This window comes from Candidatus Cloacimonadota bacterium, from assembly GCA_012516855.1.
Taxonomy (GTDB): Bacteria; Cloacimonadota; Cloacimonadia; order Cloacimonadales; family Cloacimonadaceae; genus Syntrophosphaera.
This window is the reverse complement of sequence record JAAYWB010000066.1, coordinates 57549-78373: the sequence shown is the minus strand read 5'-3', so window position 1 is coordinate 78373 and position 20825 is coordinate 57549. Positions and strand designations below refer to the sequence as shown.

The following is a 20825-nucleotide window of genomic DNA, read 5'->3' as shown; positions in this document are numbered from 1 at the left end:
TCGGTTGAGTCATGATCTTCTCCTTGTCTTGTAGATTTTTTGTCAAAACCATCAAGACAAAGTGCGGGATCCGGCTCAACCTTTTTCTTCATAAGGGTGAATCCAATTTACACCAACCTTTGAGACATTTCCTCAATAGCAATGAATCAAACGCTACTGTATGTCATTTTTCTGATGCTGTGATGCTGAACCCACTCGGTTTGAAAGAGAGCCTTTTTTTCTGATTGAGTCCATGCCCACTTTATTTGATAAAGAGTTGTAAATGTTTGACCACAATGATTCCCTGCCTGTCTCACCCTGAACGCGCGCTTCCATCCATCTTCCACACCTCCCGTATAATACTCGCGACAAACGTGGCCATCATGAGGGAGGCGGGTATGGGGTTTAAAAAAGGGCCTTAAAGTCCAGACCACATGCTGGCGTCGAGCGAGGAACGAGCATCGACGGCAGCAACACTTCACTTCCTGTCGTCCATCACCGCAGATGCTCCTGTCGTCCATGCTCACTTCGTTCGCTGTACGCCAGGGTCAACAGGCAGGGGCATTCACTTCTTCTCCAGTTCCGATATCTTGTCCCGCAGTTCGGCGGCGCGTTCAAAATCGAGGTGGGAAGCGGCTCGCTTCATTTCTTTCCTGAGCAGTTCCAGCAGCTTGTCCCGGTTGTCGAGTTCCAGATACTGGTAAAAATCCTCTTTGTCGGGTTTTTCCTCTTTGGCTCCGTCTTTGTCGATGGAGGCATAGCCTTCGGCGATGGCGGTGGACTGCATTATCTGTTCGATCGTCTTGCTGATGCTTTGGGGCGTGATGCCGTGCTCCTGGTTGTAGCTGAGTTGTTTGGCCCGGCGGCGGTTGGTTTCGTCCAGCGTGGTTTGGATGGCGTCCGTTATCTCGTCGGCGTAGAGAACCACCTTGCCGTCAACGTTGCGAGCGGCACGTCCTGAGATTTGGATGAGGGAGCGGGCGGAACGCAGGAAGCCTGTTTTGTCGGCATCGAGAATGGCAACCAGCGAAACTTCCGGCAGGTCCAGGCCCTCGCGGAGGAGGTTCACGCCCACAATAACGTCGTATTCGCCGAGCCGGAGGGAGCGGATGATCTGGGCGCGTTCGATGGAATCGATGTCGCTGTGCAGGTATTTGGCCTTTATCCCGGCGTTTTGGAGGTAAACGCTGAGGTCTTCGCTCATGCGTTTGGTGAGGGTCATGACCAGCACCTTGTGGTTTTTGGCCAGGCGTTCGCGGATTTGGGCGATGAGGTCGTCAACCTGGTTGCGGATGGGTTTGATCTCAATTTCGGGGTCCAGTAGGCCGGTGGGGCGGATAACCTGCTCCACTATTTCGCCCTGGGTCAGTTCCAGTTCGTAATCCGCCGGGGTGGCGGAAACGAAAATGACGCTGCGCATATAGCTTTCAAATTCCTCGAAACGGAGGGGACGGTTGTCGAAGGCGGAGGGCAGCCGGAAGCCGTAATCGACCAGGTTTTTCTTGCGGGTGTAGTCGCCGCCGAACATTCCGTGCACCTGGGGGATGGTGACATGGGATTCGTCGATGATGAAGAGGAAATCCTCGGGAAAGTAATCCAGAAGGCAGTTTGGCGGCTCGCCGGGTTTGGCGCCGGTGAGGTGGCGGGTGTAGTTTTCGATGCCGGAGCAGTAGCCAAGCTCGGCCAGCATCTCAAGGTCGAATTTGGTGCGGGATTGCAGCCGGTCTGCCTCGACATAGCGCTGGTTGGCCAGATACCAGGCCACGCGTTCGTTCATCTCATTCTCGATGGAGCTAAGGGCCTGGTTCAGCTTTTCCTGGCTCATGATGAAATGGATGGCGGGATAAACAGGATATTGGGTAACTTCGCCCAAACTCTGGTAGGATATGGGATGCAGCTTCTCCAGGCGGCATATTTCGTCGCCAAAGAATTCCACCCTGAGGCAATGCTCCAGATAGGCTGGATAAATATCCACAATGTCGCCCCGAACCCTGAAGGCGCCGCGCTCGAAGGCGATGTCGTTGCGGCTGTAGTGGGCCGCGACCAGTTTGGCGAGAAGTTCATCCCGGTCCATCTTCATTCCTGTTTCCAGACGGATGAGGGCCTCCCTGTATTCCTCAGGCACGCCGAGTCCGTAAATACATGAAACCGAGGCCACTATGATAACGTCGCGCCGCTCCATCAGGCTCATGGTGGCCCTGAGCCGCAGTTTCTCTATCTGGGCATTGATGTCGGCGTCTTTTTCGATGTAGATGTCCTTGCCGGGGATGTAGGCTTCGGGCTGGTAATAATCGTAATAACTGATGAAGTATTCCACAGCGTTGTCCGGAAAAAGCTGCTTCAGTTCGCCGTAGAGCTGCGCAGCGAGGGTTTTGTTGTGGGATAGCACCAGCACGGGCCGGTCAAGCCGGGAAATCACGTTCGCGATAGTGAAGGTCTTGCCGCTTCCGGTGACGCCCAGAAGCACCTGAAAGCTTTTTCCGGCGCGGATTCCGGCTTCGAGTTCGGCGATGGCTTCCGGCTGGTCTCCGCTGGGCTGGTAATCGGTCTGTAGTTTAAAGATTCCCATCTCTTGGGTCCTCATTTTGGCATGGCTTAAAATGGCTCAGTGCTTGGCGGATCAAGGCTTTGAGGCCTTCCCGCCGTTTTCCTGGCGTTTCCGGCAGTAGTTTTTGCTTGACTTTTAGCTTTTCCCCGAAAGCATGGACACCAGATTAGCAGGACCCCTGTTTTTGTCGAGTAAATTAACACTGGAGAGATAAAATGACCAATTACGATGATTTTCAGATCAACTACGAGAACCTGCTCAAGCTGGGTTACGCGGTTATGGACATCCGCTACAAGGAATACGACATCTGCAACGACAGCCAGAAGCTCGTGATCGCCAGGGTCGATACCGACCGGGACGAATTTTACCAGGATATGCTGAAACAATACACATCGGTGGAATTCAAGCCCGGCGAAATCTATGAGATCTGGACGGAAATCCTGATGCACAAAGTGAAAATGAGCAGAGTGCTCAACCGCGACATCTCCATCAAAGTGGCCGCCCTGGATTACATCGAGACAGTCTATCGCGCCAGATGAGCCGGCAAACCCTGCTGCTGATCAAGCCCAACGCCTTCAGGAACCGCCATGTTGGGCACATCATCTCCATCCTGGAGGAGGCGGGTTTCAACTTGCTGCGGATCAAGGATATCCAGTTCACGCCTGAATCCGCGGCTGTATTTTACGACATCCACAGGGGCAAGGAGTTCTTTGACCGCCTGGTGGAGTTCATGTGTTCCGCGCCCAGCGTGGCCCTGCTTTTGGAAAAGGAAAACGCGGTGGAGGAACTGCGTGAGCTTATCGGAGACGCGGACCCGGAGAAACGCAGGCCGGGAACAATCCGCGACCTCTATGCCGAAGGGGTGACTGAAAACGCTGTCCACGCCTCGGACAGCGAGGCCAGCGCGGAACGCGAAACAAGGCTGATTTTCGGCTGACCGCCTTTCTATAAAAGTCTGAAGGCTTCGCTGGCGAGCACCAGCTCTTTGATTTCGGCCGTGCTTTCTGCCCGGTTGATCTTCTGGCGCAATTCCGCGCTGCCCGCCAATCCTTTTGTGTAAAAGCAGAGTTGGGAACGCATTTCCTTATACACCACCCTTTCCGGTTTGTAGCGGAGGGCAAGGTCGATGTGGCTGAAAATGGTTTGCAAAAGGAGTTCGCGGGTTACAGGGCGGTAATCGCCGCCTTCCCAAAGCTGGCTGATCTGGGCGAAAATCCAGGGCCTGCCGAGGGCTCCGCGTCCGATCATCACGGAATCGCAATTTGTCACTGCCAGCATTTTGGCGGCGTCTTCGGGGCTGTGGATATCGCCATTGCCGATCAGGGGGACATTCAGTTTCCCCTTCAGTTCAGCGATGTGGCTCCAATCAGCCTGTCCGGAGAACATCTGGGACTGGGTGCGGGCATGGAGGCAAAGAAAATCCGCTCCGGCCTCTTCCAGCATCTGTCCGAATTCCAGGTAGTTGAGACTTCCGCTGTTCCAGCCGCTGCGGAATTTCACTCCCAGCAGGCATCTGCCTTTCAACACAGCGCTCACCTCTTTCACAATCGCTTCCGCCCTCGCGGGGTCACGCATCAGGGCAGAACCCGCTCCGCGTTTCACCACTTTTTTAACCGGGCAGCCCATATTGATATCCATGAAATCGGGCTGGTAGCTGAGGCAGAATTCCGCCGCCCGGGCCATCACCTCCGGTTCTGAGCCGAAGATTTGGATACCGAAAGGCCGCTCGGACTGTTCAAAGTGGATGAACTGAACCGTTTTCCTGGAATCGCGGATGAGTCCGTCGGTGCTAACCATCTCGCTCACGAGCACATCAGCGCCGTTTTGTTTGCAAAGCTGGCGGAAAGCGCTGTCTGTGTAGCCGGCCAGGGGGGCCAGCCAGAGTTTGCGCCGGGTGAGGTCGGCTAAGCTGACCATGAGGGGGATTTTCTCAAATGCGCTTGAACAGCATATAGAGGGGCTCAAAGCCCTGACGGCGCTGTTCTATCTCATACCAGGTGCTAACGTGGTCCTGGAGGCTGGGCGTTTTTTGGATGGGTTCGGATTGCAGAGACACAAATTCCGGCTGCCTGTCGAGCATTTCAGCTATCCAATGGGCGTATTCCTCATGGTCGGTGGCTATGTGCAGCTCGGCTTCCGGCTCCATCACCGTGGCCAGGGCGGCCAGGAAATCAGGCTGGAAGAGGCGGCGCTTGAAATGCCTGCGCTTGGGCCAGGGGTCCGGATGCTGGATGTAAACGCTCTGCACGGAAACAGGGGGCAGCAGTTCCGCGATGCAGGCATCCACTTTCAGCTTTAGCAGGCGAACGTTAGGATGCTTCTCCGGGGAAAGCTTTTTCAGGATGTTGCGGATGCGTTTTTCAGCCAGTTCAAAACCGAGGAAGTTCCAGTCCGGATGCAGCGGGGCGTATTGGGAGAGGAATTCCCCCTTGCCGGAACCTATCTCGATGTGAAGCGGGTGGCGGTTACCAAACGGCTCTTCCACGTCCAGGATGCCTTCCGGGGTTTCCAGAACGAAAAAATCCCGGTCTTCAAGCATCCTCATCCTCTTCCGAGGTTTGACTGGCCCGCAATTGGGCGATTTCAGCGCGCTGGACGAGCATATCGGCGAGGGACAGCCCGAAAGCGATGAACACGAAGAGGAGAATGCCGTTAACGAAGTAAGCGCTCCAGAAGCCACTTTCGAACTCAGTTCTGGTGAGCCAGAAGAGCCCGCGGAAATAGAGCGCGATGAGGCCAGCCCCAAGCATTGTAGTGATGATCATGCGCCAGCGGACCAGCGCCCTGAGGAAAAAGAGGTATTTCACCAGCAGGGTCAGCATCGCACCCAAGGCCAGGTTGATGAGGAAAAAGCCGGTGAGGGGGAGGCCTGTGGGTTTATGGAACAACAGCGCGAAAGCCAGCGCGAGCAGGATCACCGCTATCCACGCCAGAGGCCTGTTCAGATAATGATAGAGCAAGGCCACCGCTCCGCAGACCAGGGCCAGGTAGATCCCCAGTTCAAGGCTGCCCGGCGCCCTCGCTTCCCGCACCGGCAGCTGGTCCTCCGGTCCGTAAACGAGAACAGGGTCACCCGGCTTGCTGGCAGGCACTGAGCTAACGACAGGGGAACCCTTCTGGATACCGGGTCCGTAAAGCATATAGCCGAGACCCGCCCCCAAAAGCGGAAACAGCAGGGCAAGCAGCATCAAGGGCTTGAATTTTGCGTTGTTCATCTGGTCCTCACGTAGATTTTTATTGACTCTAAGCAAAGGAGCTATTTTATGGCAAGCGGCGCTGCTGTCAATCACAAATATGGCAGATGGCGCCTGAGCCGCTTTCGGAGCTTGCTTGCAGGCTGGAAAGGCCAGGTAAATTGAAAATGATTGGAGTAATAAAATGGGCCTCATCAGCAGTTTGAGGAAGAAACTCGCCCGCACCAAAAGCGGATTTCTGGGCAAGATAGCGGAAGCGGTCAGTTTGCGCGGCAAAGTGGATGAAGAGTTGATGGAGCAGATCGAGGAGATCCTGCTCAAATGCGACACCGGGGTGGAGATGACAGAACTGATCATGGACCGCCTCACCGAACGCGTCAGGATCGACCGCATCACGGAAGCTTCGGAGGTTCAGGCCGCCCTGCAGGAAATCATGGAAGGCATCCTCCTCAAGGATTACGCGGAGGCGGTGAGCCTCTTCGACGAGATAGACCGCAAGCCCTATATCATCGTGTTCGTGGGTGTGAACGGAGTGGGGAAGACCACCAGCATAGGCAAGGTTGCCGATGCTTTGGTGAAAGCCGGGGAAAAAGTGATGGTGATCGCAGGAGACACTTTCCGCGCCGCTGCCATTGAACAACTGGCCATCTGGACCGAGCGGGCGGGAGCAACACTGATCCGCTCCAAACAGGATGCCGACCCGGCCTCAGTTATCTACGACGGCATCTCCTCCGCCCTCGCCAGGTCTTTCGATGTAGTGCTGATCGACACGGCGGGACGCCAGCACACGCGGGAAAACCTGATGAAGGAACTCACCAAGATTGACCGCACCATCAAGAAACTCATTCCCGAAGCGCCACACCAGGCCCTGCTTGTGGTGGACGCGACCACCGGCCAGAACGCGATTTCGCAGGCGAAGAACTTTCACCAGGCGATGGCGCTCACCGGGCTGGTGCTCAGCAAATATGACGGCACCTCCAAAGGCGGAATCATCTTTAACCTGAAACACAATCTGGACCTTCCCGTGCGCTTTATCGGGGTGGGCGAGGGCATCGGCGACCTTGAGGTTTTCGACGTGAACGCCTTTGTCCAGGCCTTTTTCAGCAATACCGAAGACCCGGAAGAAAACGTCCCCGGTTTGGAATAATGAGCCTTGTGACCCCGGAGCAGGTTGGCCAGGCTTATGAACGCCTGCGTGAACTGATCGCGGACCCGGCGGAGTTGAAAAGCAAGCTGGTGCTGCTGCGCCAGCTTCTGGAAGGGCTCTATAAAAAGCTGAGCGCAGACAGCCAGATGAGCTTTAGCGGTCTGTTCGCCAGGATACAGTATGTGCATGAACGGCTGGAAGCTCCCCCTGAACTTTCCGCCCAGATAAACCAGCTTCGCATCGCCTGCAACAAAGCAGCCCACGAAGAGGATTACCGCGTGAGCCAGAGCACCTGGCAAAGCGCTTTGCTCGCCATCCGCGACCTCTTGCTCTGGCTTGCCCCGGACCAGCGGAATGAAGGGACGGATTCCTGGCTGGAGCAGCACCATGCCGAACCCTTCCGCCTGGGGGACCATGCGCCCAAACGCAGCTTCCAGTGCGTGGCGCGGAGATGGGAGCTGATCCGCAAAGGGGACCGGGTGAGCGGGATCAAGATAATCGCCACCGACGATGACGGCATGGACTGCACCATCTTTCTGAATGACATGGGTGGCGATGGCCGGCAGTGGAGCGTGCTGAACAAGGCGCTCTGGCGCTTTTGCACCCTCAACTGCCTTAACCTTTCCCAAATCCACGGCCGCCCGGGCTGGTATCAGAGCAATCCCTCAACCATAATCGTGGTGGAGCCGGATTTCCTGATCGACGCCTCCTCTGTGGCGGAATGCTTCACCCAAAAAGGCTCACGCCCGGAATTCAGCATCCTGAACCGCATGGTCAAGGAAGCGGCCTCGGCCAAAATGGTGCTGGGGATAATGGTGAACAGCATTTTGGACGACCTCGTCTTCGAACCGAATGCGGATTATCAGAACCTCTTCCGCCTTGCCATGGCCCGCCAGCCAATCAGCCTGGTCTCCCTGGGCATTGACGAAGCGCAAGACATCTATAAGAACATCCGCGACAACCACTTTCCAGTGATTTCCAAATTCACCGGTTCGCTGCAAAAGGAATCCGTTCAGTTGGAACCCAGCTACGTCTGTCCAACCTACGGACTGCAAGGCAGGCTGGACATCCTGCACGAACGCGACGGGAAACGCCATATCGTGGAGTTGAAGAGCGGTTCGCCCCCGCGCAACAACGTCTGGCAGCAGCAGTTGATGCAGGTGGTGGCTTACAATCTGATCATCCGCGATTGCGGCGGTCCAATCCCCCAAGGCTACAGCAGCATCCTTTTTTCGGCAGCCAGGGAAAACCCCCTGCGTCATGTGGGAAGCTCTGTGCAGTTTGAGCAGGACCTCATCATGTGCCGCAACCGCATGGTGGGCATAATGCACAACCTTGCCCTTGACCCCAATTTCTTTTTCAAGTGGCTGCGCAAAAACCATTTCACGGCGGAGCCTGCCTTCCTTCAGGAGAAGATCGGCAACATCGTGAAGATGCTCAATTCCCTGCAGGAATACGAATACCAGTGGTTTCTGGAGCACCTGCGCCTGCTGATGCGCGAAATCTGGTATGAAAAAACCGGCGGGCTCGGCCCCAACAGCATCTATGGCTACAACGCGCTCTGGCAGGAAAGCCGAGAGGTGAAGCAGGAACGTTACCGGGTGCTGTGCAACCTCAAAATCGAGGAACTCAGCGTCAACCTCTTGCGCTTCAAGCTCTCCGGCGACGGCGCCATAACGGATTTCCGTGCCGGCGACATCATCGTGCTTTACAGGCAGGATTTGGCTGTGAACCGCCAGGAAATACTCCGCGGCAAGATCGTCAGAATCAGTGGGGACTGTCTGGAAGTATCCATCCGGGGCGGTTTGAGGCAGATCGATGCCCGCTATGCCGACCATCTCTGGTCCTTTGAACACGACATCCTGGAATCCTCGCTTTACAGCCCCCTCAGCTCGATCGTCACCTTCCTTTCGGCCGGCCCGGAAAAGCGTTCCCTCTTTCTGGGTCTCTCCCAGCCGCGGTATGACGACATTCCGGAGCTCGCTGACGAACCCCTGGATCAGGTGGTCCAGAGAATGTTCGCCGCCCGCGATTACCACATCGTGCAAGGCCCTCCAGGCACAGGCAAAACCTCCGGCCTTCTCACCCGCTACATCCGCAAGATCTACACCGAAACGGATAAAACCCTGCTTATCCTCAGCTTCACTAACCGGGCGGTGGATGAGATTTGCCAGAATCTCCGCAAACACGGTATCAGATTCATCCGCACCGGCCAGTCGGAAGAGGTGGAGGCAGAGCTGCTGGACAACCTCATCGAGGGCAGGAAATTCCATGAAATTGCCGAAGTGCTGAAATCCTGCCGCGTCTGGGTGGCCACCGTGCAAAGCTGCAACGCCTGGCTCAGCGACCTGCTGAAAGTGGTGAAGATCGACGAACTGGTGATCGACGAAGCCTCACAGATTATGGAAAACACCATCCTGGGCATCATCGCTAGGATCGGTAAAACCATCCTCATCGGCGACCAGAACCAGCTTCCTCCCATCACCCGGCAGTCCGATGAAGGCTTTTCCTTCAAGCACGAAAAGCTGGCCGGGCTATGTTACGATTCCTACGGCCAGTCGCTGATGGAGCGGCTGGATCGCGTTTGCAAGGAAAAAGGCTGGCTCGGGTCCACCACCATGCTGCATCAGCATTACCGCATGCACGACGAAATCGCGGACCTCATCCAGCCCTATTATGACGGCCGCCTGGTTTCCGCGCTGGCCAGGCAGAAAGAGCCTTTGCCGGCCACGGGCAACCCTTTGCTGGATTCCCGGCTGGTCTGGATTAACTTTCCCCCTTCCCGCTTTGCCTGGTATGATCCCCTGCAGGTGGATTGCGTTCTGAAGCTCACCCGGCTGCTTGCGGAAAACGGCCTGGCGCAGGACCCCACCTCGGATTTGGGCATCGTGGCGCCTTTTCGGGCCATGATCCACGCCCTGCGCAAGGAACTGCCGGATTCCCTGGCCAGCCTCACCATCGACACCGTGGAGCGCTTCCAGGGTTCCGAGCGCAAAAACATCATCATCACCCTGCCCCTGCACGGCGTCGAGGTGCTGCACAACGTTGAAGCCCTGTCCGCGGACGGCAGGGTGGACCGCAAAATGAACGTGGCGGTGAGCCGCGCCCAGGAACGCCTCTTTGTGCTGGGCTGTCCCGAAATCTGCGCCAGATCGCCCCACTACAAATTTTTGATGGACAGGATACGCGCTTCCGGCAGGGTGTTCCATTATACCGAAATTTAGTTAAGGAGAAACCATGAATAAACCACCTCAACAACAAGGCCAGATCAACATCAAGATAGACGAAAAGGTGGGCGAGGGCACCTACGCCAACTTCTTCGTTATCACCAATTCCCCTTCCGAGTTCATCATTGATTGCGGACGTATCCTGCCCGGCATTCCGGATGCCAGGATCTACACCCGCGTGGTCTGCACCCCCCAGCATTGCAAGCAGCTTCTCAACCTTCTGCAAAAGAATATCGAAGGCTACGAAAAGCAGTTCGGCGAGATCAAGGTGCAGGGGATGGCGGAAAACAAACCCGTGGGTTTCAAAACGGGGGACGAGCCTAAATAATCCCTCCCGGACCGGGCATTCGACCCGGGGGCTGTAAAAAAATCCTTGCCATTTCGGCGGCAGGAAAATATATTGTTTTTAGTAACAGACCTGAGATGAGGGATACGTTCCGGCATCAAGGGCGGACGAGTTGTCTCCCCCTGAAGCCGTCATAGTATCTTCATCCCTGTAAAAACTTACCCAGGAGAAATATATGGAGCTTCAGCGCCACATCGTCACCATCATTGTGGAGGATGTCGAAGCGGCATTCAATCCCGTTTCGGAACTCATCCACAAGTTTGGACCCCAAGTGCTTTTGCGGGTTGGCTATCCCATGCGCGACCGCAATGTCTCCGTCATCTTCCTGGTGATCGAGGCCGACCTCGACACCCTCGGCTCCTTTTCCGGCAAGCTTGGCCAGATCAGGTCCGTGCGCGTGAAAACCATGACTTTGAAGATATAAGATGGAGTATAAGATGAACATCAACACCGAAGGGGTGAAATCATTTATCCCCACAGCCAAAATCGAACAACTGATCGAAACCCGGAAAAACGCACCGGAATCCCGCGTCCGTGAGATAATAGCCAAATCCCTGGACAAGAACCGGCTGGAGCCTGAAGAGACGGCAGCCCTGCTCAGCGTCACCGATCCCGAACTCAAACAGCTTATCCTGGAAGGCGCCCACGAACTGAAGGAACGCATCTACGGCAACCGCATCGTGCTCTTCGCCCCGCTCTACGTGGGCAACGAATGCGTGAACGACTGCGTCTATTGCGGCTTCCGCATCTCGAACAAGGAATGCGTGCGCGCCACCCTCAGCCGCGAACAGTTGGTTAAGGAAACCCAGTCCCTGGTGGAAACCGGCCACAAACGCCTCATCATGGTTTACGGCGAGCATCCCATGTATTCGCCGGAATACATCGCCGAGACCGTGCAGACCGTTTATGACACCAAATACGCGAAAGGCGAGATTCGCCGGGTGAACATCAACGCCGCGCCTCTGGATGTTGAGGGCTTCCGCACCGTGAAATCCGTGGGCATCGGCACCTACCAGATATTTCAGGAAACCTACCATGAGGAAACCTACAGACACTTGCATCCGCGCGGACCCAAGAGCAATTTCCTCTGGCGCCTCGACGGCCTCGACCGCGCCATGAAAGCAGGTATCGACGACCTCGGCATCGGCGCCCTGATGGGCCTCTACGACTGGAAATTCGAGGTGTTGGGGCTGCTTTACCACACCATCCATCTGGAGGAAACCTTCGGCGTGGGGCCTCACACCATCTCCTTCCCGCGCATAGAGCCTGCCATCGGCACCGAATTTGCGGACCGCCCGCCCCATCGGGTTTCGGACGAGGATTTCAAGCATATGGTGGCCGTGATCCGGCTCAGCGTTCCCTACACCGGAATGATCCTCACGGCGCGCGAACCAATTGCCATCCGCAACGAGATTCTGCGCTACGGCGTTTCCCAGATAGACGCCGGTTCCAGCATAGGCGTGGGAGATTACTCCGCCCATGACGAGGAATCCAAAAAGAAAAGCCAGTTCGTGCTGGGCGACACCCGCAGCCTGGACGACGTTATCTATGAACTCGCCAAAGGCGGCTACATCCCGTCGTTCTGCACCAGTTGCTACCGCGCTGGGCGCACCGGGGAGCACTTCATGGAATTCGCCGTCCCCGGTTTCGTCAAGCGTTTCTGCACCCCCAACGCCCTGCTCACCTTCGCCGAATACCTCTACGATTTCTCTTCCGAACGCACCCTCAAGGCAGGTCTGGAACTGATAGCCGGTGAGACAGCCAGGATCGAGGACGAAAACATGCGCACCGCCGTTACCGCCAAGCTCGAGGAGATGAAGCAGGGGAAACGGGACCTCTATTTTTAGGAACGCCCTGCGAGGCTTGGGGGGGGAGCCTGGCGTCCAGCGAGCTTGCGAGCATGGACGGCAGGGATTGTTTTTACTGCTGTCGTCGATGCTCGTTCCTCGCTCTACGCCAGGCTAAACCAGCACCAGAACTTGATTCATCGGGAAGCGAATATTTATCTTGACACATTTTACAATGCCGCGTAAATGTGTTTTAGCTTAATTCAGCCTTATGGAGGTAAAAATGAAGTCGGTGAAAAGTTGGATAGTTTGTTTGGTGCTGCTCTGCGGAGCAGCGGTTTTAATGGCGCAGTCGCCCCAATGGGAGTGGGTTACCCGAGCGGGCTGGCATCTCACTGATCTAGGCCGTTCCATAGCCGCCGACGGCCAGGGCAACCAGTATGTGACGGGGAAGGTTACTACTATGATAAACCCTAACTCAAATATCATTGTCATAAAATCTAACCCAAATGGCAACAGAATCTGGAGTGTCAGTGCGGGAGGGACAGGCAATGATGAGGGATTTGGCATCGCAGTGGATGGAGCGGGCAATGTCTATGTGACCGGGTATTTTACCGGAACGGCCACTTTCGGCAGCCATACCCTTACAGCAATCGGAGACTCCGATATCTTTGTCGCCAAGCTGAACCCCTCCGGAACCTGGCTCTGGGCGGTCAAAGCGGGAGGGACGTACGGGGAAGTGGTAAATGACGTCGCGGTGGATGGAGCGGGCAACGCCTACGTGACCGGATATTATGATGGCACACCCTATTTCGGCAACCATACCCTGCCAACAGCCCAATTTGGCTCCGATATCTTTGTCGCCAAGCTGAACCCCTCCGGCACCTGGCTCTGGGCGGTCAAAGCGGGAGCGATGGACGTTGACTATGGATGTGGCATCGCCGTTGATGGAGCGGGCAACGCCTATGTGACCGGGTATTTTGCAGGCTCAGCCACTTTCGGCAGCCATTCCCTGATAGCACTTGGTCACGATATCTTTGTCGCCAAGCTGAACCCCTCCGGCACCTGGCTCTGGGCTGTCCAAACGGCTGGGTCATATAGCGTACACGGAAGTGACATCGCCATTGATGGAGCGGGTAACGCCTATGTGACCGGGAATTTTGCAGGCACAGCCTATTTCGGCAGCCATACCCTGGACGCAGGTGGGCTCAACTATGATATCTTCGTAGCCAAACTGGGTCCCTCCGGCACCTGGCTCTGGGCTGCCCAAGCGGGAGGGGGATCAGATGACTATGCATTTGGCATCGCAGTGGATGGAGCGGGTAACACTTGGGTGACAGGAGACTCAGCCACTATCGGCAGCCGTCCCCTGACGTCAAGCAGAGGGAGAGATATATTTGCCGCCAAGCTTAACCCCTCCGGCACCTGGCTCTGGGCAGGCAGAGCGGGAGGGACAGACTCAGACTCCGGATTTGGCATAGCCGTGGATGGAGCGGGCAACGCCTATGTGACCGGGCATTTTACCGGCACAGCCACTTTCGGCAGCCATACCCTGTCAGCAATGGGAGGCACTGATATCTTCACCGCCAAGTTGTCATACATTCCACCCAAAGCGCCGGTGAATGTGCAGATAACGATGAATGGGAACTCCGCCGTGATCACTTGGGACGCGGTGACTGAAGACATCCACAACCAGCCCTTCACACCGGATGGTTACCGCATTTACAAGTCAACGGACCCATTGGGAGGTTTCACGTACCAAGGCTCATCCAGCGGCACTACATACACACATTCCATGGTGGGCGCGACCGAGCCCAGGATGTTCTACCGTGTGACGGCGTATAAATACTAAGCCAAAGACGGTTTGACCCGGTGGAGCTTGGACTGGAATCCAGTCCTATTCCTGTTATGGATCCCGGATCAATGTCACCTCGCGAGCTCGGTGACGTCCGGGATGACGTGGCCTGTAGCCTGTCGTCCATGCTCACTATGTTCGCTGTACGCCAGGCTACATCAGCATGGACGCCAGGCAAAGAAAAACCCGCGCCCTCAGGGAACGCGGGTGGTAAAAGGTTTGTTGATTGGCTGTGGGGTCAGGAGGTTCCGAAAACCGGGTCAGGCTTCGGGTTCTTCCTCTTCCACGGCTTCCTCGCCTTCCTCTTCGGTTTTGGCGTAGATGTCGATGGTGATGGCGCATTTGCCCATTTCGGGGTAGAAATCGTCGATGTATTCACGCACTGTCGTTTCGATGTCCGCGTGCTTGTCCAGAATTTCCTGTTTGAAGCCGATCCTGATGTTCAGCATGTTCAGGGTCTGGTTGATGTTCATCGCGGGTTTTTCGCCGTAAACGTTGTTGAGGAATTCAGGCAGGGATTTGGACAGTTTGCCAAGTCCGCTGATGCGTTTGTAAGCTTTTAAGCCGAAGTGGGCGGCAAGGGCCACGCCACCGACAATCAAAGCCTTTTTAAAGATTTTCTTCATGGTCGTCTCTCCTAAGCTGCTTTATTTATAAATTGATTTGATCTTTCCCCAGCTCCGGTTCTGCACGGAAACGGGCTGCTGGACCTGCATGCCTCCGGCGGACACGGGATTGAGCTGGTATTCACCATAGCTGAAAGTGACCAGGCCGACTATCTGGGCGAATTGCGTGCCCACGGCCGGGGCGGAGGCCTTGTCGCCAAAGCTTTGCAGGGTTACGCCGCACTGGCCGCTGCCGTCGTTCACGGTGAAGCTTGCATTCCTGGATTTGACGCCGGTGACGGAGGCGTTCACCAGACGGACGTAAACCCCTTCATAGGCTTCGGCTTCCATGGCGTTGGCAAGCTGGCCTGTGCTGATCACGACGGGACTGGGAAGGGTGCGGTTCCTATCCAGCACCTTCAGGGAGCTGAGGTCGCGCAGGCAGGTCATGCCGTAGTTTTCAGCGACTTCACCGGTGAGGCGGACATAGCTTCCCACGGCCGGATGGTGGCGGCTGTCCAGAACATAGATGCCCCGCCAGGCGCCGCTGACCTTTTCAGAGAGAAAGAATCCCGCGCCGCGGTAGCCGGTGGCGGTGACGATCCCTTCCAGGGTAACCTGCTTGCCCAGCCAGGGTGAGGGATAGGAGCCGTCCACGCCCCGGGAGGCGGTGTACTGGACATCGTATATGGTGAGGGCCGCAGCCCCCAGGCAGAGGCTGAGTAACAGGCACGTCAGCCAGATAATTCTTTTCATTTTGACCTCTGTTCGCCAATTTGTATCCGCTTGATATATTGTCAAGTTAAATCAAGCTTATTCTCAAAGCCGGGCGCAGGTGAAAGCGCTATGGCTTGTTTTGTAGCAAATTACGTTCCGTTTTCCGCCGCATCTTTTGAGTCCATACATTTCATTTGACAAATCCCTGCCTCTGAAATTCACTGCTCGGACATGAGGAACGAAACTTGAAGACCAACATAGTGATAAAAGGCGCATCAGAGCACAATCTCAAGAACATCGACCTGGAATTTCCCCGCGACAGGCTGGTGGTGTTCACCGGAGTTTCCGGCTCCGGCAAATCCTCCCTGGCCTTTGACACGCTCTACGCTGAGGGTCAGCGCCGCTATGTGGAATCGCTTTCCGCCTACGCACGCCAGTTCCTGGGGCAGATGGAAAAACCCCGCGTGGACTACATCGAGGGGCTTTCCCCGGCCATCGCCATCGAACAGAAATCCGCCAGCAAAAACCCACGCTCAACGGTTGGAACCGTCACCGAAATATACGATTACCTGAGAGTCCTTTACGCGCGGGTGGGCAGGCAGCATTGCCATGTTTGCGGCGATCCGGTGGGTTCGCAGACCGTTGACCAGATGATTGAACACCTGACGCGGAAACCCTCCGGCACCAAGCTTCAGATACTGGCTCCGCTGGCCCAGGCAAGAAAAGGCGAACACAAGGAACAGCTTGAGGAACTGCGCCAGCAAGGTTTCGCGCGGGTGCTGATCAACGGCCAGACGCGCAGCCTTGACGAAGAGATAGCTCTGGACAAGAAAAGCAAGCACAACATCGACGTCGTGATCGACCGCGTGGTCATCAAACCGGGGGTCGAATCCCGTCTCGCCGATTCGCTGGAACTGGCTCTGAAGCTCACCGACGGCCTGGTGAAGATAGACTTTTTGGAGGAAAGCGAGGTCCAGTTGCTATCCTCCACCAATTCCTGCGCACGCTGCAACATCGGTTTCGAAGAGCTTTCGCCCCAGCATTTTTCCTTCAACAGCCCCATCGGCGCCTGCCCGGTTTGCAACGGCCTCGGCTACAAGCTGGAATTCGATCCGGACCTCGTTGTGCCGGACCCCGAACTTACCATCATGGAAGGCGCTGTGGCCCCCTGGGGCAGGCTGGAAGCCAAACAGGACAGCTGGACCATGAACATCGTGCGCAATCTGGCCAAAGCCTACGATTTTTCACTCACAACGCCCTGGTATAAACTGCCTGAGATAATTAAGCAGCTCATCCTTTACGGTTCCAAAGGCAAGAAGTTCAAGAACGCCTGGTCCAATGCACGCGGCTCCGGCAGCTTCATGATGCGCCACGAGGGCGTTATCCCGACTTTGGGGCGGCGCATGCACGAAACCAGCTCCGAAGAGATGCGGCGCCATTACATGCAATACATCAGCGACAAACCCTGCCCGGAATGCGGGGGCAAGAAGCTGAAACCCAGTTCCCTGGCCGTAAAGGTGGGGGGGATGAACATCGGCGAGGTGACGGCATTCAGCGTGCGCGAGGCCATAGACTTTTTCAACCGGCTCCGGCTGGAGGGCAACCAGCTTCTCATCGCGGAGGAAATCCTCAAGGAAATAAAAAACCGCCTGGGCTTCCTGGAAAGCGTGGGCCTGCACTACCTCAATCTGGACAGGCGTTCGCCAAGCCTCTCCGGCGGAGAAAGCCAGCGCATCCGCCTGGCAAGCCAGATCGGCAGCCAGCTTGTAGGGGTGATGTACATCCTGGACGAACCCAGCATCGGCCTGCATCAGCGGGACAACAACAAGCTCATCCAGATGCTTTTGCGACTGCGGGACCTGGGCAACACCGTGATCGTTGTGGAACACGATGAGGACACCATCCGCAGGGCCGACAGGGTGGTGGATTTCGGTCCCAGGGCCGGCATCCACGGCGGCGAGATAGTCGTTTCGGGAAGCGTGGAGGACGTGGTGAAGAACCCGCATTCCATCACCGGCGCCTACCTGAGCGGCAGGATGAGCATCCCCATCCCGGAAAAGCGTGTGAAAGCCGATTCCAGGATGATAGCCATCCGCGGGGCAAGCCATAATAACCTGAAAAACATAGATGTGGATATCCCTCTGGGGATGTTTGTCTGCGTGACCGGTGTTTCCGGCAGCGGCAAGAGCTCGCTCATCAACCAGACCCTATATCCCTTTCTGCAAAACCATTTCTACCGCAGCACCAACAAGGTGGGGAAAGTTTCTTCCATCAAGGGACTGGAGCACATCGACAAGGTTATCTGCATTGACCAGGACCCCATCGGCCGCACCCCGCGCTCCAATCCCAGCACCTACATCAAGCTTTTCGACCCCATCCGCCAGCTATACAGCAAGCTGCCGGGCTCCAAAGTCCGCGGCTACAACGCCGGGCGGTTTTCCTTCAACGTGCGCGGCGGACGCTGCGAAGCCTGCCAGGGCGCGGGAGTGAACCAGATAGAGATGCATTTCATGGCTGATATCTATGTTACCTGCGATGTCTGCAAAGGCAAACGCTACAATCAGGAAACGCTCTCCATCCGCTTCAAAGGGAAAAACATTGCCGAGGTGCTGGACATGGACGTGCAGGAGGCTTACGAGTTTTTCGAGAACGTGCCTTCCATCCAGCCTAAACTTGCCACCCTGATGGAGGTGGGGCTGGACTACATGAAACTCGGCCAGCCCTCCACCACCCTCTCCGGCGGCGAAGCGCAGCGCATCAAGCTGGCCCGCGAACTGAGCAAAGTGAGCACCGGCAGCACTCTTTACCTGCTGGACGAACCGACCACCGGCCTGCATTTCGACGATATCAACAGGCTGCTGAAAGTGCTCACCAAACTGGTGCGGATGGGCAATACGGTGGTGGTGATAGAGCACAACCTGGACGTGATCAAAACCGCCGACTGGATCATCGACCTGGGCCCCGAAGGCGGAGAGGAGGGCGGCTACATTGTGGCTACGGGAACCCCGGAAGAGGTGATGCAAAATCCGGAGTCCTTCACGGGACAGTATCTCAAAGCCCTCTGCCAGCGCCAAACCCAGCCTGAATCCAAGCCGAAACGTGCCCCGCGCAAAGCCAGCGGCATAAAAAGCATGGCCTGAAAACGGCGCGGAACTTTCCAGCATGCCCGAAATCAGATTTCAATACCAGGCTCCCACGGCGGGCAAGCATCTGGTCGGACTGGCCGGAGATTTCACCGGCTGGGCAATTCTCGACCTGATTGACCACGGCGGCATCTACGTCCTCAAATTGCCGGTGGGGCCGGGACGCCACCGATACAAACTGATAGTGGACGGAATCTGGATGCCGGACCCGGCCAATCCTTTGCGAGAGCCGGACCCCTTTGGAGGCGAGAATTCCCTGCTGGTAGTTGATCCTGAGGGGCCATCACGCCTTAGCTGGAACCAGTTGCGGGAGGACCTTTCCCTGCTGCACTCACGCCGGGACCGCTATCTGGAGCTAAACCGCATTTCGGAAGGGGATTTTGAGCTGCGCTTCATCTGGCATCCCGGGCTGGAAGCTGATATGACGGCAGTTATTGAGGGCGTGGAATACAAACTCCATCCCCTGGGTGTTAGCGGCAAAAATGCAGTCTGGCACTGCTTTTTCCAAACTTCCCTGCCCAGGGTGGGGATGCTGATCCGGGTTGAAACAGACGGGCTTTCCCTCGGCTACGGCGCGGAAGGATTTTCCTTCGATCCGGACAGCCTTTCACCCAGGCAGTTAGAGACTGCCAGCCTGCCGGTGTTCGCGGTTCCGGACTGGGTGCGCTCCGCCGTTATCTACCAGATCTTTCCCGACCGTTTTTGCAACGGCGATCCCGGCAACGATTCCGACTTCAGCGAAGATTACTACACGGATTGCCGGACCCCGCCACCGGAAGGCGAATTGCTGCCGCCGCAGCGCGAATACTTCCATCTGGTGCGGGACTGGGACAACATCAGCGGCCTGAAGCAAAGCCCCTGGCTTCCGGAAGGAAAGCCGGACTGGTGGTCTTTCTACGGCGGCGACCTCCGCGGAGTGAGGCAGAAATTGCCCTATCTGAAAGAACTGGGCATCAACGTTATCTATTTCAACCCGCTCTGGCAGGCCAGGTCTAACCACAAATACGATGCCGCCGATTTCAAGAGGGTCGATCCTCATTTCGGCACGGGCTCTGAGCTGCGGGACTTGGTGAAAGCCGCCCATGAAGAAGGAATCAGGGTGATTCTGGATGTTGCTTTCAATCACACCGGAGAGGATTTTTGGGCCTTTCGCGACTGCGTAGAAAAGGGCCTAGATTCAGACTACTGGAATTGGTATGACTGGCACAAATGGCCATTGCCGGAGCCGTTGCCGCCGGATTTCCAGCCCAAGGAGTATTACCAGAGCTGGTGGGGCATCAAGGACATGCCGGACCTCAATTTTGACCTCAGCCGCGGCCATCCTGCAGAGAACTATGTGAAAGACATCAACCAGGCCGTTCCCAATCAGCCGCTGGTGGAGCATCTGCTGGATTGCGCGCGTTGGTGGCTTCTGGAAATGGGGATGGACGGCTTCCGCCTGGATGTGCCGAATGAAGTTCCCTACTGGTTTTGGGAGCTTTTCCGCCGCCACGTGAAAGAGCTGAAGCCGGAGGCCTGGATCGTTGGCGAGATCTGGCAAAGCGCCCGGGGCTGGGTGAATCACCGCTATTTCGACTCCGTGATGAACTATGCCCATTTCAAGGACCCCGTCATTGAGTTTTTCATCCTGGGCATCACAGACCGCAAAAGCTTTTGTGACCGCGTCTCAGCGGGGCTGGCAGAATACCCTACCCAGGCCGCTGGCGCGATGATGAACCTGCTTGGCAGCCACGACACCGTGCGAATCCTTGAATTGGCCCGAGGCGACATTGAACGCCTGAAACGGGCTTTGCTTTTCCAGATGACCTTCGTGGGCGCTCCCCACATCTATTACGGTGACGAAATAGCCATGGCAGGAGGCCGGGATCCGGACAACCGCAGGCCGTTCAACTGGAACTGGGAGCGGAATAATAAGGCTGTTGAACTGCGGGGATTCTATCAGGAACTTATCCGCCTCCGCAAATCCTGCCAGCTTTTCACGGAGGGGGAATTCGCGTTTTTGGAAGTTCCTGACGGCATGCTGGCCTGGGAACGATATGATTCATCGGCAAGCGTAAAAGTGGTGCTGAACCTTTCTACCGTGACCCGGGAGTATCGCCCGGAGCATGGCGCGGAGCGAATTTTCAGCTTGGGCGGGCTGGGAGAGGAGGATTCGGTCTGGCATCTGAAGCCCGGAGCAGCCGTGGTCTGGCATCTGGAGCATTGAAGTGGGGCAGAGGCCGATGTTTTGGATTGACACAATGCGGAGAGGACAAAATTATGGCGTCAAACATCTAA

The 20825-nt window shown here is 56.3% G+C and carries 16 protein-coding genes; 10 read left to right on the top strand and 6 right to left on the bottom strand.

Features of this window, described 5'->3' with window-relative positions; all coding sequences use genetic code 11:
* Positions 1 to 544 precede the first annotated feature (544 nt).
* A complete protein-coding gene (gene uvrB / locus GX466_06980; GenBank protein NLH93945.1) occupies positions 545 to 2548 on the bottom strand; it encodes an excinuclease ABC subunit UvrB in 2004 nt (667 codons plus the stop codon).
* 194 nt (positions 2549 to 2742) lie between these two features.
* Between uvrB and GX466_06975 the strand changes: the two genes are divergently transcribed.
* Both GX466_06975 and GX466_06970 read left to right on the top strand, forming a co-directional pair.
* The gene (locus GX466_06975; protein NLH93944.1) at positions 2743 to 3066 is read left to right on the top strand and encodes a hypothetical protein; all 324 of its coding nucleotides are present in this window, start codon (positions 2743 to 2745) and stop codon (positions 3064 to 3066) included.
* Positions 3063 to 3464, top strand: a complete 402-nt coding sequence (locus tag GX466_06970) for a nucleoside-diphosphate kinase (GenBank protein NLH93943.1) — start codon at positions 3063 to 3065, stop codon at positions 3462 to 3464. The genes GX466_06975 and GX466_06970 overlap by 4 nt, the downstream gene beginning before the upstream one ends.
* An 8-nt stretch (positions 3465 to 3472) precedes the next feature.
* Here the strand turns inward: GX466_06970 and dusB are convergent, their stop codons facing one another.
* The 3 genes from dusB to GX466_06955 are packed head-to-tail and all read right to left on the bottom strand — an operon-like array spanning position 3473 to position 5742.
* A complete protein-coding gene (gene dusB, locus GX466_06965; protein ID NLH93942.1) occupies positions 3473 to 4444 on the bottom strand; it encodes a tRNA dihydrouridine synthase DusB in 972 nt (323 codons plus the stop codon).
* Between the two features lie 13 nt (positions 4445 to 4457).
* Entirely contained in the window at positions 4458 to 5066 is a 609-nt protein-coding gene (trmB, locus tag GX466_06960; GenBank protein NLH93941.1) for a tRNA (guanosine(46)-N7)-methyltransferase TrmB, read from the bottom strand.
* A complete protein-coding gene (locus GX466_06955; GenBank protein ID NLH93940.1) occupies positions 5059 to 5742 on the bottom strand; it encodes a hypothetical protein in 684 nt (227 codons plus the stop codon). Before GX466_06955 ends, trmB begins: the two co-directional genes overlap by 8 nt.
* A gap of 163 nt (positions 5743 to 5905) precedes the next feature.
* On the opposite strand from GX466_06955, the gene ftsY reads away from it, so the two are divergent.
* The 6 genes from ftsY (at position 5906) to GX466_06925 (ending at position 14080) form a co-directional block, all read left to right on the top strand.
* Positions 5906 to 6868, top strand: a complete 963-nt coding sequence (gene ftsY, locus GX466_06950) for a signal recognition particle-docking protein FtsY (GenBank protein NLH93939.1) — start codon at positions 5906 to 5908, stop codon at positions 6866 to 6868.
* Entirely contained in the window at positions 6868 to 10092 is a 3225-nt protein-coding gene (locus tag GX466_06945; GenBank protein NLH93938.1) for an AAA family ATPase, read from the top strand. The genes ftsY and GX466_06945 overlap by 1 nt, the downstream gene beginning before the upstream one ends.
* Positions 10093 to 10105: 13 nt before the next feature.
* Positions 10106 to 10423 (top strand): DUF3467 domain-containing protein, encoded by a 318-nt coding sequence (locus GX466_06940; protein ID NLH93937.1) that lies wholly within the window; start codon positions 10106 to 10108, stop codon positions 10421 to 10423.
* A 193-nt stretch (positions 10424 to 10616) separates the two neighbouring features.
* Positions 10617 to 10865 carry an iron-only hydrogenase system regulator gene (locus GX466_06935; GenBank protein NLH93936.1) on the top strand — a complete coding sequence of 83 codons (249 nt, stop codon included), beginning with the start codon at positions 10617 to 10619 and terminating at the stop codon, positions 10863 to 10865.
* A gap of 13 nt (positions 10866 to 10878) precedes the next feature.
* On the top strand, positions 10879 to 12288 hold the full coding sequence (hydG, locus tag GX466_06930) for a [FeFe] hydrogenase H-cluster radical SAM maturase HydG (GenBank protein ID NLH93935.1): 1410 nt from the start codon (positions 10879 to 10881) through the stop codon (positions 12286 to 12288).
* Between the two features lie 223 nt (positions 12289 to 12511).
* Complete coding sequence (locus GX466_06925; protein NLH93934.1) at positions 12512 to 14080, top strand: hypothetical protein; 1569 nt, start codon at positions 12512 to 12514, stop codon at positions 14078 to 14080.
* Between the two features lie 263 nt (positions 14081 to 14343).
* Here GX466_06925 and GX466_06920 read toward each other — a convergent pair whose 3' ends face one another.
* Positions 14344 to 14709 carry a hypothetical protein gene (locus GX466_06920; GenBank protein NLH93933.1) on the bottom strand — a complete coding sequence of 122 codons (366 nt, stop codon included), beginning with the start codon at positions 14707 to 14709 and terminating at the stop codon, positions 14344 to 14346.
* A 21-nt stretch (positions 14710 to 14730) separates the two neighbouring features.
* Positions 14731 to 15444 carry a hypothetical protein gene (locus tag GX466_06915; GenBank protein NLH93932.1) on the bottom strand — a complete coding sequence of 238 codons (714 nt, stop codon included), beginning with the start codon at positions 15442 to 15444 and terminating at the stop codon, positions 14731 to 14733.
* 206 nt (positions 15445 to 15650) lie between these two features.
* On the opposite strand from GX466_06915, the gene uvrA reads away from it, so the two are divergent.
* Together uvrA and GX466_06905 are read left to right on the top strand one after the other, a co-directional pair.
* Positions 15651 to 18545: an excinuclease ABC subunit UvrA gene (gene uvrA, locus GX466_06910; GenBank protein ID NLH93931.1), complete on the top strand. Its 2895-nt coding sequence runs from the start codon at positions 15651 to 15653 to the stop codon at positions 18543 to 18545.
* 22 nt (positions 18546 to 18567) lie between these two features.
* Positions 18568 to 20754 (top strand): cyclomaltodextrinase, encoded by a 2187-nt coding sequence (locus GX466_06905; GenBank protein NLH93930.1) that lies wholly within the window; start codon positions 18568 to 18570, stop codon positions 20752 to 20754.
* The last annotated feature ends 71 nt before the right edge of the window (positions 20755 to 20825 follow it).

Excerpts from the sequence above, each read along its gene's own strand:
- GX466_06920 (NLH93933.1), bottom strand. The coding sequence starts at position 14,709 with ATGAAGAAAATCTTTAAAAAGGCTTTGATTGTCGGTGGCGTGGCCCTT.
- uvrB (NLH93945.1), bottom strand. The coding sequence starts at position 2,548 with ATGGGAATCTTTAAACTACAGACCGATTACCAGCCCAGCGGAGACCAG.
- GX466_06945 (NLH93938.1), top strand. The coding sequence starts at position 6,868 with ATGAGCCTTGTGACCCCGGAGCAGGTTGGCCAGGCTTATGAACGCCTG.
- GX466_06940 (NLH93937.1), top strand. The coding sequence starts at position 10,106 with ATGAATAAACCACCTCAACAACAAGGCCAGATCAACATCAAGATAGAC.
- trmB (NLH93941.1), bottom strand. The coding sequence starts at position 5,066 with ATGCTTGAAGACCGGGATTTTTTCGTTCTGGAAACCCCGGAAGGCATC.
- GX466_06905 (NLH93930.1), top strand. The coding sequence starts at position 18,568 with ATGCCCGAAATCAGATTTCAATACCAGGCTCCCACGGCGGGCAAGCAT.
- GX466_06915 (NLH93932.1), bottom strand. The coding sequence starts at position 15,444 with ATGAAAAGAATTATCTGGCTGACGTGCCTGTTACTCAGCCTCTGCCTG.
- GX466_06970 (NLH93943.1), top strand. The coding sequence starts at position 3,063 with ATGAGCCGGCAAACCCTGCTGCTGATCAAGCCCAACGCCTTCAGGAAC.
- hydG (NLH93935.1), top strand. The coding sequence starts at position 10,879 with ATGAACATCAACACCGAAGGGGTGAAATCATTTATCCCCACAGCCAAA.
- GX466_06925 (NLH93934.1), top strand. The coding sequence starts at position 12,512 with ATGAAGTCGGTGAAAAGTTGGATAGTTTGTTTGGTGCTGCTCTGCGGA.
- GX466_06935 (NLH93936.1), top strand. The coding sequence starts at position 10,617 with ATGGAGCTTCAGCGCCACATCGTCACCATCATTGTGGAGGATGTCGAA.
- GX466_06955 (NLH93940.1), bottom strand. The coding sequence starts at position 5,742 with ATGAACAACGCAAAATTCAAGCCCTTGATGCTGCTTGCCCTGCTGTTT.
- GX466_06975 (NLH93944.1), top strand. The coding sequence starts at position 2,743 with ATGACCAATTACGATGATTTTCAGATCAACTACGAGAACCTGCTCAAG.
- dusB (NLH93942.1), bottom strand. The coding sequence starts at position 4,444 with ATGGTCAGCTTAGCCGACCTCACCCGGCGCAAACTCTGGCTGGCCCCC.
- ftsY (NLH93939.1), top strand. The coding sequence starts at position 5,906 with ATGGGCCTCATCAGCAGTTTGAGGAAGAAACTCGCCCGCACCAAAAGC.